Genomic DNA, 15657 nt, shown 5'->3' on the forward strand with positions numbered 1-15657 from the left:
ATTAATCGCTTTTAGCTTAATCTCTTTTGTATAGGTTGTTCTAATTTTCCCCATGAAAAAATCCCCTCCATAGAAAACAGTACAATCCTTTCTTTTTACTGTCCACTATAAGGGGATAATAACAATTTGAAGATCTTTCTTTATTGCCTATAACATCACTTATGTTGACTAGAATTATATGTGTAAATTTCAGTTGTTTACACCATTCAATAAAAGTTAGACAATAATATCAGAAGATTCAAATTAATTATAAAAGGAGGGAAATATGTTATGTCCTGTGCTGATTTCGATGATATTAAAACAATTTGTATAGAATTGTGTGAAGAAACAGAAGACCGTGTTGTTGATACACCTTCTGATGAATTGATGATCTTGCGCTATAATATTGCTTAAATATCAAATTTCTCTTCTCGTAAAAGTACATTTCTATAAGCAAACGGGTGCTTTCAATAAGCAGCTAAAAGGAGCTTCCAATCGAAGATCCTTTTGTTATTGCCAATAAGTGTGATTATGTTAACTATAGCCCCCCTTACAAACGAGGTTTTGGTTGCCTTAATGGCAACCTTTTAGCCTTTAAGGCAACTACGAAAATTAGATAAAATTAGTCTTGCAAAATTAAAAGCGAACTGCCAATTAAGGAGATATAGAGTAAGAAGGTTTTAAAAGCTTGATTGCAATTGTCTTTACGAATAATTTTTACTTGTAAGAATAAGCATGTAATTAAGAGTGTTTTATCAAGTTATTTTGTTACCTAAAACTAGGAATTTAAAATTCTATCTTTTTAGTAAGAGCGTAGGAAAATCTAAAAAGGAAAGTAAGGTGAAGAAAGCGTACTGTTTAAAAAGACAGAATTTCCCTTTTTAAAACGGTACAATAATGAGGAAATCAATGAATTCTTTTATGAGAAAAAAATCTATTGAACATTTACAGCAAGAAGGCGCTAAAAACACAGGACTTCAACGAGTCTTAGGATTATGGCAACTTTCTGCGATTGGTCTAGGTGGCATTATTGGTGTAGGTATTTTCGTGCTAACGGGTGTAGCAGCTGCTGAACATTCAGGACCAGCAGTCATTCTATCATTTCTCATTGCAGGGCTTGCTAGTGCTGCTGCAGCCCTATGTTATGCGGAATTTGCAGGGTTAATACCGGTAGCAGGTAGTGCTTACACCTATAGTTATGCTGTATTAGGAGAAGGAGCAGCATGGCTTATTGGATGGGATTTATTGCTTGAATACGCGTTAGTTGTTGCAGTGGTAGCCATTGGATGGTCAGGTTACATGCAAGAATTCCTTCAACAGATTGGTGTTCATATTCCAGTGTGGGCCCAAGGAGCACCTGGAACAGGAGATGGTCACAAAGTAGACCTGATTGCAATGATAGTCAGTTTAGCTATTGCTGGATTGCTTACACTAGGTATAAAAGGTGCATCTAGATTTAACAATCTGATGGTCATTATTAAGTTAGCTATCATTCTAATAGTAATCGCAGTAGGTAGTTTTTATATTGATTCATCTAACTGGCACCCTTTTATGCCTTTTGGTTTTGAAGGAGTAATGGGTGGAGCAGCGTTAGTATTTTTTGCTGTATTTGGCTATGATACCTTAACTACAGCAGCAGAGGAATCCAAAAATCCGCAACGAGACTTACCTAGAGCTGTTGTCATATCGTTATCGATTGCTTTATTGCTATATATTGGCATGTCACTGGTTATTACAGGTATAGCTCCTTACGAAACACTTAATAATGCGGCACCAGTAGCACAAGCTTTTAGTCATATTGGATTAAAATGGATCACTTTAATTATTTCAGTAGCTGCTATTGCAGGTATTCTATCTGTATTATTTTCCTTTATGCTTGCCGGTTCACGTATATGGTTCGCCATGAGCCGAGACGGTTTGTTACCTAATTGGTTTACAAAATTACACACTAAGTATAAAACTCCTTATCGTCCAACTTTAATTATTGGAGTGATTACTGCACTTGTCTCAGGGTTTACTCCTATTAGTGAAGTAGCTGAGCTCGTTAACATTGGAACTTTAGCAGCATTTATAATCATTTGTTCATCAATCATGGTACTACGAAGAAAACGACCTGATCTTGAAAGGAAATTTAGAACGCCATTTGTTCCGGTGGTTCCTTTAATCGGGATTGGTTTTTCAATCTATCTCATTATCAGTTTACCTGAAATCACCTGGATTCGTTTTGGGATTTGGATGATTGCTGGCTTTCTGATTTATCTATTGTACGGCAAAAGAAAAAGCAAATTAGCCAAAGATTAAAGATTTTCCACTGTAACATAATGGATTTAATCTTACCTTATTTAAAAAGACGTTAGTAAGTAAAGCCCTTGTTAAGAAGGGCTCTTTTTTTGCTTAATATAAAAGTGCTTTTTCCGACCACATGTGACTTATCAATGCCCATAAAGGTGAATATGTTAACTATAGCTCCCTTTACAAACGAGGTTTTGGTTGCCTTAATGGCAACCTTTTAGCCTTTAAGGCAACTACGAAAATTAGATGAAATTAGTCTTGCAAAATTAAAAGCGAATTGCTAATTAAGGAGATACAGAGTAAGAAAGTACGATGTTGCTACATTCATAAAAGACGACTTGTCTGAAACAAAGCGCCTGAATTAAAAATTTCTTATCGATAGGAAGTTAGTGGCCCTTCAAAATAAATGATTTGTGATATTCGTATGTGTAAAGAGCGATCTTCCAAATTTATTTGAATATGATCTACGGCCACTCCTGCATTTATACCTTCAATTCTTCCTGCCGTTGTCATTAATGCCATCCTTTGACCTTGATGTCTGCTCAAATGTTGTACAAATACTGGGTCTAAATGCGTGACATATTCGGTGGGCTGAGGAACACCCATAATCGGACATATCTGAGTATGCATTGCGGGCATATGATTGACATAACCCGGCTGATCGCTAGGTTTTTGAACTCCATGAGCCTTGCTTCTTTCCCCGTCTTTACCTGTACCCAAATTACACCCCCCTATATATGGGTATTTATTCCATTATATTTATGCTGAAGAGGGATAATGCATTCATAAACTCTCATAGTTGGTGCTCCAAATCTCTTATTGCAACTAGTTGAGTAGAAGAAATCAAAACAGATCTTAATATCTTCCCTGTTCCCTAAGCTTGAGTTAAATAAGCAATAAAAGGATCTTCATCAAAGATCCCCTTTCAATGCCGGTAAATTTAGTCTTATATTAACTAGATTTGTATAGAGTATGCATTCCTTGTCCTTTAAAAGTATTTAAAATAGGAAAGTAGGGTAGGATGAAACATACAGAAGTACGAAATCAATTCATATAATGGGTAAACAAGGAGAGGTCTCCTAGACGATGGAGAAAGCTAAAATTAGTATCATTCAACTATTTGCCATGATGTTTATATTTGATCTTGGGACTGCATTGGTCATAAGTTATGGAATAGATGCGAAAAAGGATGCCTGGCTGGCCATTCTTTTAGGAATGTTCGGGGGAATAGTCTTTTTTTTCATTTATTACTTTTTATTTCGCCAATATTCCAATTTACCCCTTACTGGATATACTAGAAAAATATTTGGTAAATACCTGGGGTGGATCATTGGCCTGTTATACATTATCTACTTTTTGTATACTATTAACCAGAATATTCGTAGTTTCGGGGAGTTGCTGGTTTCATCGACCATGCCCGAAACACCCTTATTAGTAATCACGATCCTATTAGTTCTTACCATTTGTTATGTACTTTATCTAGGAATTGAAGTATTGGGGAGAACAGCAGAAGTATTTATTGTCATCTTGATCTTATTTGGATTATTAGGAAATCTTTTAGTGTTTTTTTCGGGGAATATCGAGATCAATAATATACAGCCGTTTTTTGAATATGGATGGAAACCAATTTTAACGACGGCCCTTTTTGAGACTAGTCCTTTTCCTTTTGGTCAAATGGTTGTCTTTACCATGCTGCTTCCTTACTTAAATCGACCTGAATTAGTGAAAAAAGTGTGGCTGTCTGCCTTAATTACAAGCGGGCTTTCCTTATGTTGGACAGCCAGTTTAAATATCGCTGTTCTTGGTATCGAAGAAGTGGAGAGATCTACTTTTCCTTTATTAATAACAATAGGAAAGGTCAACCTTTTTAATTTTATCCAACGACTCGATGCTATTGTTGTTTTTACTTTGCTGATTACGGTATTTTTCAAGATATCCATCTTTTTTTATTGTGCCTTAATTGGAATCGTAGATTTGTTCAAGCTAAAAAATCATCAACAGATTATTTTACCAATTGGTTGTATTCTTATCTTTGGGTCAATGATGGCCTCCAATTTTTCGGAACACAAAGAGAAGGATGAATATCTTGATAATTACATTTCCGTTTATTTTTATATTATTATTCCATTGCTAATGCTGCTTGTTACTTTGATTCGTAACCGTTTCAAGAGGAAAGATAGATCGGAAATTAAATAAAACATAATAATTATTATGTTTTATTCTAAAGCCATCGGGTTTAAATAAATCCGATGGCTTTTTTGATTGCCTATATAATATCGCATTATGTCAACTAGATTTGTATGGAATATTCATTCCTTTTTGATCTTCAAACGATGGATATTCAAAAATCTCACATAATATTCGGTTGTTTACAAAGAATATACCCATGTCAGAAAACCTATTCTTTGGAGGTATTCAAATTATGACCGAACACCGTACAAAACTGACTTCAGCCGAAATAGCTTCACTTTGGACTGCTTACATGAATGATAGTATGTCCAAGTGCATTTTAGGTTATTTTCTAAAAGATGTAGAAGATGAGGAAATCCGATCTATTATCCAATTGGCTTATGACATTGCATCTACTCATATAGAAAAACTTACTCATTTGTTTCAAGAAGAACAACTACAGTTACCGAAAGGATTTACAAGTGAAGATGTCAATATGAATGCTCCTCGATTGTATACTGATTCGTTTATGCTTGATTATATTGGCCATATCTCGAGAGCAGGTTTACTTGCATACGGTGGCTTTATTGCCATGAGTGCTAGAAAAGATATAAGAGAATATTTCATTGAAGGACTTACTAAAGTAACTAACTTATACGACACTGGTGCGGATGTATCCCTTTCAAAAGGATTATTTGTTAGAGCACCTTCTATCCCTTATCCGACAGAAACTGACTTTGTAGACAGCAAAAAGTATTTAAGTGGATTAAATCCTTTTACCAACAAAAGACCACTAAACGCAATGGAAATATCTTACTTATTTATGAATATTAAAACCAACTTAATGGGAGGAAAACTTGCGATAAGTTTTGCCCAAACATCATCAAGGGAAAATGTTCAAAAATGGATGTTAAGAGGAAGAGATATTACAAAAAAACACATTCAAATCTTTACAAAGGCACTTATAAATAATGATATACAACCACCTATCTCGTCAGATATTGCTATTACTGATTCAACAACACCGCCTTTTTCAGACAAATTAACACTATTCCATATGGGGTTGTTAAGTGCATTAGGAACAGGAAACTATGCAACGGCAGCTGCTACAAGTCAGCGAAGTGATTTAGTCTTGAATTACGAACGTCTATCGCTTGAAATCGGTCAATATGCCAAAGATGGAGCCGACATCATGATTAGTAACGAATGGCTAGAACAACCACCTGGAACTATGGATAAAGAAAAACTTGCAAAAAATAAAAACCAAAATAGCTAAACTTTGGGTTGAGTTCCGTTAGTCAATAGGAAGTGGATGAATGTTAAAGGAAGAACGGATTGAGAAAATCCTTTGGAGTATTGCATTACCTGGTTTTGGACAGCTTTTAAATGGTAAATTTTCCAAAGGTCTACTTTTGATAGTATTAGAATTTTTAATTAATGTTCAATCAAATTTTAATAAAGTGATTATTTACAGCTTTCAAGGCGATATCCAAGCAGCTATTGACCATGTCGATTATGAATGGCTCATGTTTTATCCTTGTCTGTACTTTTTTTCAATATGGGATGCTTTTAAGGATGATGGAGGTGGGAAATCACCTTATTCCTTTCTACCGTTTGTCTTTAGTGCTTATTTCGTAACCGTAGGATTAATCTATTCCTCAAGTCTAAAGATATTTGGGATATTATTCGGTCCTGTTTTTTTACCTATGTTGTTTTTGATTCCTGGCATAAGTATTGGCTTATTTATAAAAATTGCATTAGTAAATTTCAAAGTAAAAAAATATTGACCAATTCGTAATAAAAGGAAAAGGTAATTGCCATGTCTAAAAAATCATACATCTGAATGCTACACATTAGTATTAACTGGGATACTCCTTGCTCTTAGCTTGATTACACAAAAGACATATACATGCAGGTAGGGGCGGATATACGGTAAATATTCTTGTCTCATTCATACATACTATTGTGCTTGTTGAGCTATATAGACAAATGGATAAAAAATTATCAAAGAGACAAAATCACACAGTTAATCTAGTATGAAACTCTTTCTCATCTTCAATATTCGGCAATCAGACTCTTTAATTGAACAAGCAACTAAAATGATCTTCGACCGGAAGATCTTTTTTCATTGCCCATAAGAGTGATTGTGTGAACTAGATTTGTATAAAATCATTGAACCGAACCTGAAGACAGATTAACAGGAACCATCACTGCTTTGGACCTAGAGGGAAGTTTTTTATTTTATGGTTACGTTTGTGATATGAAAAAAAACAATTTTTATAACCGAATCAAGTTTATCATGAATCTGGATTTTTCTAATGAAAGGATCTATTTTTTGTACAAAACTGATTCTGGTGTTAAAGTATCCTTCGTTCCAAGTTATAATCTGCCAATATGAAGAATCAACTGTCTTTACCATAGCCTTGTCCACAGGTAAGTTCATCGGAAACAGTTGATTCCTGAATTCCGCTGACCCCGTTGGAAAAAATGGAGGAAACGGATTATGATGTGTTGAATGTAGGGAGCGGAGCAGGAGGGGGGCTTCCTTATGGCGGCTTTGCGACCAATGGAGGGACAGTGGAAAAAAAGTAGGTATGATTGAGGCAGGGGACCTAGAATTGCCGACAAGTAGATTGAATCTCGCACTATTCTCTGGTGGACGTACAGAACAATATGTTGCTAAACTAACAAAGTACATTGGGAGAACTCTCCCTGAATTTTCAGGTGCAAAACAAATTTTTGCCTTGGGAGGTAGGACTTTACAATGGGCAGCAGTTTGTCCGCGAATTCCTTCATACCTTATTTCAATATTATATAACTAGTATTTAGAGTATTAAGATGAAACAACTTTATTGTAAGTGAATACCTCCCGAATATGAAAGTACATCAGAACACATAAAAAGAGATAGCTAAGTATCTCAGCTATCTCTTTCTGCTTGTGCGCCTGGCATGGTGCAATCTTTAGGGTGAAAGTCCCGAGCCTCGAAGGCAGTAGTAGGGGTTAGCCAAAGACAAGGGTGTCCGTTTGAGTCAGCTTAACTTTTTATGGATGATGATGTTTCTCTTTTTGTATAGGGCCAGATTGAAAAAGGTTAGTATAAATATTTCCTTTGTATAAATAATTTTATTGATCGAAGCATCTTTAATTCAATAAGAATGTCTTTTATATAGAAAGTTAAATAACCCTGCCTCAACTAAATAATTAAGGCAAGGTTTCTTGTGGAATCTCTTAGCTTTATTTCTTATGAGGCTTTTTATCGTTTTTCGACAGAAGACCCCTCCCTCAAGGAATGTGAAGGCCGTAGCCCAATGAGTAGGGAGGGGATGAATGTCGGTTGGCGCTAGCCAAAATGGTCGAATAGAACGAACGCATGTGCTAATATTATCCTATGCAAATCGTTCTTTGAAAATTAGATAGAATATAGGGTTCCAACAACTAACCTATCGTTTGTTGGGTAAAATTCTATGCGTGTTTCTGTTCTTTTTCTACCGGCAAGTTATCCACGATTACCAGAGAAGATAATCGGCCTAGCTGGTCTGGTGCAGTAGGAAAAGAACATTCCTGAACGAATGTGTCAGAGCTTTTTGCTTTCAGACAAGTTCTACACTTGTAGACTCTTTGTTCTAGGATGGATTCGATCTTGAAACAAAAAGGTTTGCCTGAAAGGGGAAGCAGAAAATCCATCACCTAGTTGAACGGGTATGGTCTTATTTTTTAGAATCTCCGACTTTAAATTTTCGTTAGAGAATTAAGTCGTGAGTAGTTCAATTACTAATAATATAAAACATTTACTTTATTACACTTAATACATTTTTCATGATATTGATTTCCTTTAAAATGATGATCACAATTTTGCTGGATCTCTTTTAAATGTTTCTCCAAAAAAGCAAGGTGAGTTTTGAGTTGATTAATTTCCTCTTCAATTTTTTCGACCTTCACCCTAATAACCCCCTAAAAAAGTTACTGATATATGTTACCACCAGATTGTTTAAACTGTTCAGCCTTTTCCTTCATACCTATTTCAATAGCTTCCTTCGTATCAAGTTCTTTTTCTTTTGCAAAATTACGAATATCTTGAGAGATTCTCATACTGCAAAATTTAGGTCCACACATAGAACAGAAATGTGCCGTTTTTGCACCTTCAGCAGGTAAAGTTTCATCATGATATTCAATTGCACGTTCAGGATCTAAAGATAAATTAAACTGATCCCTCCAACGGAATTCAAAACGAGCTTTTGATAACGCATCATCTCTTTTATGTGCTCCTGGATGTCCTTTTGCCAAATCAGCAGCATGTGCAGCAATTTTATAAGTGACAACCCCTACACGAACATCCTCTCTATTTGGTAAACCTAAATGTTCTTTTGGCGTTACATAACAAAGCATCGCTGTCCCATACCAACCAATCATTGCAGCTCCAATAGCAGATGTAATGTGATCATAACCAGGAGCAATATCAGTCGTAAGAGGTCCAAGTGTGTAGAATGGCGCTTCCTGACACACTTCCAGCTGCTTATCCATATTTTCTTTTATTAGGTGCATTGGTACGTGTCCTGGTCCTTCAATCATCACCTGCACATCATGCTCCCAAGCAATTTTTGTAAGCTCTCCAAGAGTCTCTAATTCTGCAAACTGTGCTTCATCATTCGCATCTGCAATAGACCCAGGCCGTAAACCATCCCCTAAAGAGAATGCAACATCATAGGATTTCATAATTTCACAGATTTCTTCAAAGTGAGTGTATAAAAAGCTTTCTTTGTGGTGGTGTAGACACCATTGTGCCATGATAGACCCACCGCGAGATACAATACCTGTTACACGTTTAGCAGTTAACGGGACATACCGTAAAAGAACACCAGCGTGAATGGTGAAGTAATCAACACCTTGCTCTGCTTGTTCAATTAAGGTATCACGGTAAACTTCCCAGGTAAGATCTTCAGCAACTCCATTTACTTTTTCAAGTGCTTGATAAATTGGGACAGTGCCTACAGGAACCGATGAGTTACGAATAATCCATTCCCGTGTTGTATGAATGTTTTTCCCTGTTGATAAATCCATGATATTATCAGCACCCCAACGTGTGGCCCAGGTCATTTTTTCAACCTCTTCTTCGATAGAAGATGAAACAGCAGAATTGCCAATATTCGCATTAATTTTAACATGAAAGTTACGGCCTATTATCATAGGCTCTGATTCTGGATGGTTGATATTAGAAGGGATAATCGCTCGACCCTTTGCAATTTCATCCCGTACAAATTCAGGTTTCATATTTTCTCTAATTGCGATAAATTCCATTTCAGGCGTGATAATTCCTTTTCTTGCATAATGAAGTTGCGTAACATTTTTTCCTTTTTTTGCCCGTAACGGTTTCCGATTTAAACCAGGAAACACGTTATGATTAGCGCGAGGATCATTTTCATTTTTATAGCCATTATCCTCAGGCTTGATTTCACGACCATCATATTCCTCAACATCGCTACGTTCTTGAATCCATGAACGGCGAAGGGGAGGAAGACCTTTTGTAATATCGACAGAATAATCAGGGTCTGTATAAGGTCCACTGGTGTCATACACACGTACTGGAGGATTCTCCTCTTCTCCAAACGCACCGGTTGTCGGGCTTAACTCGATTTCACGCATTGGAACTTTAATGTCAGATCTAGAGCCTGTTACATATACTTTTTTGCTACCTGAAAAATTAGACATGATGGAAATACTTTGTTCGTTTAATGAAGGTGTTGACATCGACATAATAAAATCTCTCCTTTTTTTGAATTAAAGGACAAGATATAGAACACAACAAGTGGAAAGCTTATAAAAGCTTATGAAGTACATAAAAAAGCCGGTGTCCAATAAATGATTGGACCCGGCTAATATGTATAAAGAAGTAGTGTATAATGACGCTTCTAACTTCCCCACGCTGGTATGAGCCAGATCAGGTCCCGAGAGTCAAGAAACTTCAACGTGTTTCTTTCTCAGCCCAACTTATTGGACTCCCCTAGTTATATTGCTATTCAATTCGATTTTAGTATACATGAGAATAAATAAAAATAAAAGGAATATTTAGAAAATAGGTCTAAGGGATGAGGCTACGAATCGTTGGACCATTTGAATATGTGTAGTGTTAGAAGATTATCTAGATGGAATTTTCGGGTGCTATGGTTCACGCAACATTATAATTTTCGATAGATTTTAGTGAAAGGTTAACTTTAGGGTAAGATTTTTAATAATCTAGAAGAATAGGTGGAATACGGCCGATAGTCAGGGATTCCGATATACCAATAGTAAGATTGCCTGTTGGTTCTTCATCTGTGTTTAACGTCAGAGAATGCAATTCAATGATCTTTACAGCATAAGAGAGAAATCGTTGTCCATAGTGGGGCAAAACGACTTTCTTGCCTAGTCGATCAAATAAAGGCAAGAGTCGCATCCACACATTATCAAGAACTAGGTCCGAATTACCTCGAATCAAAACGAACAAAAGAAGAACAGAAAGAACCATGGAGGAGATTTAGATATGAAAACAAGATACGATATTCCTTGCAATATTGCGCAATCACTCAATCTGATCGGCGATCGGTGGACGTTACTGGTTGTTCACGAAATTTTGAACGGAAATACAATGTTTAATGAAATTAAAAAAGCGTTAACAGGTATTTCTTCTAATCTACTGTCAGAACGTCTGAGATATTTAGAAGATGAAGGGCTAATTAAATCAGAATTGTATTCTAAGCATCCACCACGTTTTCGTTATACATTGACAAAAAGTGGAGAAGATTTAGAACATGTCTTCAATTCTCTTATCATATGGGGGAGTAGTCATCTACAAAAATGTTATAAACAACTAATTGATCCTACAACCGGTGATGAGGTAGAGATAGCCTATTACTCTAAAAAAACAGGAAAGCTTGTAGAGAATGTCGAAGTTGTTGCCGTTGAGGAAGATATAGTAAAAGCTGGAGAAAAATAATCTCCAGCTTTTTATGTGTTTGGAATGATTAAATTTTTAAACTATTGCTAAGGACACAATACCCAGTTCCGAAGCATAGGATGTCGCACTATTGACTGCCTCAAGGGTCTTAGTCACTGGACTAGAAAACACTATCTATTCATGAGCGTCTTGTTTGCCCTAGGCTGATCAAGGCGCTTGCGCTTTTGTTCATGAACGCGGCTGTATTCCCCAATGTTTGCCTACCCATGCTTCGAATAGGCCGAGTAAACGATCTAATAAAAACCCGCTAACGCCAATAAAAATAATTCCAGCAAGTACATAATCAAGATTTAATAAATTTCTAGCATCTACAATTAAATAACTAAGTCCTGACTGAGCTCCGACCATTTCTCCAGCGACAAGGAAAATCTACGCTGTACCGACAGCGAGACGAAGTCCACTGACAATGGTAGGGAAGGCTGCTGGGAATATAAATTTTAACATTAACAAAGATATGTATTTCATATCAAACGCGAAATTAACATTTTTGAATAGATCAAGATAATCTCCCCTTCATTTAAAAGGTTTAGATAAATCATAAATTCTCCGTCTTGTATAACATTGGCATGTTTCCGAAATGTAGTAGGCTTTACTATTTTCAATACAGTTTTTTAAATAAAATCAAGTTTTACGAACAGATGGTTTTAAAATAAATAATAATTATTGGATTTTATCAATAAATGTTCCTTTGTTTCCAATAGTAGGCCGTAATATTAAGGTAACGGATGCAGGTCTTACATTAATGGAAGGCGTGGAATCAATTCTTCTTTAGAAGGATAGTTATATGGTACTATGGGAAAATTTTGTAAAGGTAATAGAGGCCGAATTGTAGGGGGATCGAACCCCAACAATTCGAGCTGCATTCAATGTTTCGTAGTATGCAGTATGAAAAAATATTATAAAAAATAGTTACCCTCTTGTTGACTTAATCAACAATGTTGTTGTATGTTTAGGTTGACTAAGTCAACAGAAAGGGGATAGGTTTTGAAAAACGTAACGAAACGAATCATTGAAAATTTCCCTAATCTAGAGAAAACGAAGGAAATAAATACAGTTGAAGCTACTTTTTTACATTTAGCTTGGTTTTTTGAAGATCCTGAAAACCAAGATTTTAACATTGGCTTGTTGTATAAACATTTAGACAATGATTGGTTGGAATTAGCATTAGAATTAATTGCTCAATTTTTTAGAGAAGAGACTCATTTGATTCAAGAGCCGGTTCTTTCATTTATTCGAAAAGGTAGCAATGAATATTTTAATCAAACACAGTTTGCTGATTTTTTATCAGAAAGAGGTTTGAAATATGATAAACGTAAATTGAATGTTTATTATAAACGAGGGAAATTACCGAAAACCGATGTGGAAATTTCAGGAACACCTTTCTGGAGTAAATCGACTGTGGAAGATTTTTGTGAACAAGAGAAAAAACGGTTGAAAAAGGATTGAGTTTAATCCGAGTTGGCCATTTGAAAAAAACAGATTTTATAGAAGGTAGAAAATTTCGGTACTCATATCCTCTCATCTGGATAGTTAACTGTGTTTAAGAGTAATCTCTATCGTTTAATTTAAAGAAAACTAGATACGAACTATCTGGTCTTTATAGAATTTTAAGAAATAATACTTAAGAAACGCTTGACTCCGAATATCATAATCAAAATATAAATTTGTTTCATGAACATTGCCCGATGATACGATCTATTGAGGCATATTGATAAACAGATTTAAGCACATTTTTATTTTTAATAGGGAGGTTATGATGGAAATGGAGATTACAAAAATAAATAAAGAAAAAGCTTGGGAATTGAGACATAAAGTCATGTGGCCTGATAAGGATTTAGATTATATTAAATTAGAAGATGATGATTTGGGTATTCACTTTGGTCTTTTTAAAGAAAACATACTGGTTTCTGTTATCTCACTCTTTATAAATAATGAAGAAGGTCAATTTCGAAAATTTGCAACCCTCGAACAAGAACAAGGTAAAGGATATGGAAGTAAGTTGCTAGACTATGTAATAAAAGAAGCAAAGGACCGAGGCGTGAAGAGAATTTGGTGTAATGCTAGAGAGAATAAAGTAAATTTCTATAAAAAATTTGGTTTAGAAGAATCCAACTATAGATTTACAAAAGGCGGTAAATCCTACGTTATAATGGAGAAAGATAAGTAGTACCATATTGACACTACTTCATGGAATTGATGGTAGGACAACTAAGATGTTATGGTAAGGTACATGTCCATTCTCTACTCAAATAATTAGCTGGTGAATAGATAAGCTATGAACACCATGCTAAAGTCAGTTTGTTATTTTTAACCATACATTTTACAATATTGGTTGCATTTATAAAATGATATAAATTATAGATATATCTTGTAGAAAAAGGGTGAGCATATGAGTTATTTCACGGTTTAATCATCCAGTACACTCAAAACCGTAGATTACAAAAACAACTGAATGATTTAAAAATCAGGCGTATATTCTTAACTTGCTAATCCCTTGACATTGCTTCATCAGAAAGATATGTTAAATGTAACAGAACCTACCACACCTCTTTCTAATTCGGACCAAGGTGGGGCATTTTTTTTATTCAAGGAGAAATGTTAATTGGATCCTGAAAAAGATAAAATGAAACTTAAGCCACCTACCACGTATAAAGAGCAAGTAGAGTTATATAAAAGTAGAAATTCATACATATAAGATTCTGAATACGCAGAAAAATGTTGCGAAGAATTAATTATTATCGTTTAGTAGCTTATGAACTCACCCTAAAAGATCCTATTAATAAAGATCAATATATCAGCGGTTCGTCATTTAACAAATTGCTTTCATTATATGAATTTGACAGAAGGATTAGGTTATTACTTTTTGGGGTATTAGAAACCATTGAGATAGCATTTTTCCAATTCATCGATGGCTTACTAGAAGGCTCTTAATAGGTTTATTCAATCTTAGTCACCGATGTAGCGAAAAACCCACCCCTGCACCACAGAGGATGAATCTAGATAAAAAGATAGATTTTTCACTTTATATTTAAAAGTTTTATATGAATTAAATTGGTAATTTAGGAGGAGCATATGATGTCAGACTATATTAAAGTAGGTAATCTTCAAGTAGCATCTGTACTATATGACTTTATCAATGCAGAAGGACTACCGGAAAGCAATTTAGATCAGGGACAATTTTGGGATGATTTTGAAAAGCTGATACTTGAATTGGCTCCAAAAAACAAAGAATTATTAGCCCATCGTGATGAAGTTCAGAATAAAATCAATAGTTGGCATAGAGAAAATAAAGAATTTAACTTTGTTGAGTATAAATCATTTTTACAAGAAATTGGATATTTAGAGCCAGAAGTCGAAGATTTTCAAGTTACGACTGAAGAAGTAGATGATGAAATTACTGTACAGGCAGGACCGCAATTAGTCGTTCCTATAGATAATGCTAGGTATGCACTTAACGCTGCAAATGCTAGGTGGGGAAGCCTCTACGATGCACTTTATGGAACAGATTCAATTAGTGAGGAAGGAGGAGCACACAGGGATGAAAGTTACAACCAAGTTCGTGGTGAGAAAGTTATTTCATTTGGAAGGGATTTTCTTGACCAAGCTGCACCTTTAAAAGATTACTCCCATAAAGACGCTGAAAAGTATGTATTAATTGAAGGGAGATTAGTAGTTTCATTTAGTAATGGAGAAACGACAAGTCTCCAAGATGAATCAAAGCTGGTTGGTTATCAGGGAGAAACAGATAAGCCATCGGCAATATTATTAAAAAATAATCGCCTGCATTTTGAAATTCAAATCGATAGAAGCCACCCGATTGGCAAAACAGACCAAGCAGGCGTTAAAGACATTCTAATCGAATCAGCACTTTCAACGATCATGGATTGTGAGGATTCAGTTGCAGCAGTAGATGCTGATGATAAGGTACTTGTGTATCGCAACTGGTTAGGTCTTATGAGAGGAGATTTAACTGCTTCTGTCATGAAAAATAATAAAAAGATTATTCGTAAAATGAATCCAGATCGCATTTACACTGGTCCAAATGGCGAAAAAATCTCATTGCGCGGTCGTTCACTTATGTTTGTTCGAAACGTTGGGCATTTAATGACCACAAATGCGATCTTAGATGCTGCTGGTCAGGAAATTCCTGAGGGGATTATGGATGCAGTAATAACTAGTTTACTTGCAAAACACTCTTTATTAGGAAATGGAGAATATCAAAACT

At 35.4% G+C, this 15657-nt stretch carries 14 protein-coding genes, 1 pseudogene and 1 riboswitch; of the genes and pseudogenes, 11 read left to right on the forward strand and 4 right to left on the reverse strand.

The genetic code is table 11. From position 1 onward, the window contains the following. Window positions 1-270: 270 nt before the first annotated feature. Complete coding sequence (locus tag K9V48_RS29195; protein ID WP_263432937.1) at window positions 271-393, forward strand: hypothetical protein; 123 nt, start codon at window positions 271-273, stop codon at window positions 391-393. A gap of 495 nt (window positions 394-888) precedes the next feature. Next, a complete protein-coding gene (locus K9V48_RS24045; protein ID WP_224141643.1) occupies window positions 889-2280 on the forward strand; it encodes an amino acid permease in 1392 nt (463 codons plus the stop codon). 363 nt (window positions 2281-2643) lie between these two features. Here K9V48_RS24045 and K9V48_RS24050 read toward each other — a convergent pair whose 3' ends face one another. Then, the gene (locus K9V48_RS24050) at window positions 2644-2991 is read right to left on the reverse strand and encodes a DUF2642 domain-containing protein (protein ID WP_224141644.1); all 348 of its coding nucleotides are present in this window, start codon (window positions 2989-2991) and stop codon (window positions 2644-2646) included. A 366-nt stretch (window positions 2992-3357) separates the two neighbouring features. Between K9V48_RS24050 and K9V48_RS24055 the strand changes: the two genes are divergently transcribed. The 4 genes from K9V48_RS24055 (at window position 3358) to K9V48_RS24070 (ending at window position 7262) form a co-directional block, all read left to right on the forward strand. Then, window positions 3358-4467: a GerAB/ArcD/ProY family transporter gene (locus tag K9V48_RS24055; protein WP_224141645.1), complete on the forward strand. Its 1110-nt coding sequence runs from the start codon at window positions 3358-3360 to the stop codon at window positions 4465-4467. A 226-nt stretch (window positions 4468-4693) separates the two neighbouring features. Further along, the gene (locus K9V48_RS24060; protein WP_224141646.1) at window positions 4694-5716 is read left to right on the forward strand and encodes a DUF3231 family protein; all 1023 of its coding nucleotides are present in this window, start codon (window positions 4694-4696) and stop codon (window positions 5714-5716) included. A 40-nt stretch (window positions 5717-5756) separates the two neighbouring features. Next, window positions 5757-6227, forward strand: coding sequence for a hypothetical protein (locus K9V48_RS24065; RefSeq protein ID WP_224141647.1), 471 nt, complete (start codon window positions 5757-5759; stop codon window positions 6225-6227). An 807-nt stretch (window positions 6228-7034) separates the two neighbouring features. After that, window positions 7035-7262, forward strand: a complete 228-nt coding sequence (locus tag K9V48_RS24070; RefSeq protein WP_224141648.1) for a hypothetical protein — start codon at window positions 7035-7037, stop codon at window positions 7260-7262. A 950-nt stretch (window positions 7263-8212) separates the two neighbouring features. On the opposite strand, the gene K9V48_RS24075 is transcribed toward K9V48_RS24070, so the two are convergent. Then, on the reverse strand, window positions 8213-8380 hold the full coding sequence (locus tag K9V48_RS24075; RefSeq protein ID WP_224141649.1) for a serine protease: 168 nt from the start codon (window positions 8378-8380) through the stop codon (window positions 8213-8215). Window positions 8381-8401: 21 nt separating this feature from the next. Next, window positions 8402-10186 (reverse strand): phosphomethylpyrimidine synthase ThiC, encoded by a 1785-nt coding sequence (gene thiC, locus K9V48_RS24080; RefSeq protein WP_224141655.1) that lies wholly within the window; start codon window positions 10184-10186, stop codon window positions 8402-8404. A gap of 150 nt (window positions 10187-10336) precedes the next feature. Further along, window positions 10337-10451, reverse strand: a riboswitch (TPP riboswitch). Window positions 10452-10958: 507 nt separating this feature from the next. Between thiC and K9V48_RS24085 the strand changes: the two genes are divergently transcribed. Beyond that, a complete protein-coding gene (locus tag K9V48_RS24085) occupies window positions 10959-11411 on the forward strand; it encodes a winged helix-turn-helix transcriptional regulator (protein WP_224141650.1) in 453 nt (150 codons plus the stop codon). A gap of 189 nt (window positions 11412-11600) precedes the next feature. Here K9V48_RS24085 and K9V48_RS24090 read toward each other — a convergent pair. Continuing rightward, window positions 11601-11879: pseudogene (locus K9V48_RS24090) on the reverse strand (ABC transporter permease); the annotation flags it as partial. A gap of 537 nt (window positions 11880-12416) precedes the next feature. On the opposite strand from K9V48_RS24090, the gene K9V48_RS24095 reads away from it, so the two are divergent. From K9V48_RS24095 to K9V48_RS24110, 4 genes are all read left to right on the forward strand, one after another. Then, window positions 12417-12878, forward strand: coding sequence for a hypothetical protein (locus tag K9V48_RS24095; protein ID WP_224141651.1), 462 nt, complete (start codon window positions 12417-12419; stop codon window positions 12876-12878). Between the two features lie 316 nt (window positions 12879-13194). Further along, complete coding sequence (locus K9V48_RS24100; protein WP_224141652.1) at window positions 13195-13599, forward strand: GNAT family N-acetyltransferase; 405 nt, start codon at window positions 13195-13197, stop codon at window positions 13597-13599. A gap of 548 nt (window positions 13600-14147) precedes the next feature. Next, window positions 14148-14363 carry an Abi family protein gene (locus K9V48_RS29760; RefSeq protein WP_224141653.1) on the forward strand — a complete coding sequence of 72 codons (216 nt, stop codon included), beginning with the start codon at window positions 14148-14150 and terminating at the stop codon, window positions 14361-14363. Window positions 14364-14507: 144 nt separating this feature from the next. Beyond that, on the forward strand, window positions 14508-15657 hold a 1150-nt coding region (locus K9V48_RS24110), incomplete at its 3' end, for a malate synthase G (protein WP_224141654.1).

The organism is Metabacillus rhizolycopersici (genome assembly GCF_020075705.1).

Coding starts and splice junctions, on each gene's coding strand:
- K9V48_RS29195 (WP_263432937.1), top strand. CDS start 271: ATGTCCTGTGCTGATTTCGATGATATTAAAACAATTTGTATAGAATTG.
- K9V48_RS24045 (WP_224141643.1), top strand. CDS start 889: ATGAATTCTTTTATGAGAAAAAAATCTATTGAACATTTACAGCAAGAA.
- K9V48_RS24055 (WP_224141645.1), top strand. CDS start 3,358: ATGGAGAAAGCTAAAATTAGTATCATTCAACTATTTGCCATGATGTTT.
- K9V48_RS24060 (WP_224141646.1), top strand. CDS start 4,694: ATGACCGAACACCGTACAAAACTGACTTCAGCCGAAATAGCTTCACTT.
- K9V48_RS24065 (WP_224141647.1), top strand. CDS start 5,757: ATGTTAAAGGAAGAACGGATTGAGAAAATCCTTTGGAGTATTGCATTA.
- K9V48_RS24070 (WP_224141648.1), top strand. CDS start 7,035: ATGATTGAGGCAGGGGACCTAGAATTGCCGACAAGTAGATTGAATCTC.
- thiC (WP_224141655.1), bottom strand. CDS start 10,186: ATGTCAACACCTTCATTAAACGAACAAAGTATTTCCATCATGTCTAAT.
- K9V48_RS24085 (WP_224141650.1), top strand. CDS start 10,959: ATGAAAACAAGATACGATATTCCTTGCAATATTGCGCAATCACTCAAT.
- K9V48_RS24100 (WP_224141652.1), top strand. CDS start 13,195: ATGGAGATTACAAAAATAAATAAAGAAAAAGCTTGGGAATTGAGACAT.
- K9V48_RS29760 (WP_224141653.1), top strand. CDS start 14,148: ATGTTGCGAAGAATTAATTATTATCGTTTAGTAGCTTATGAACTCACC.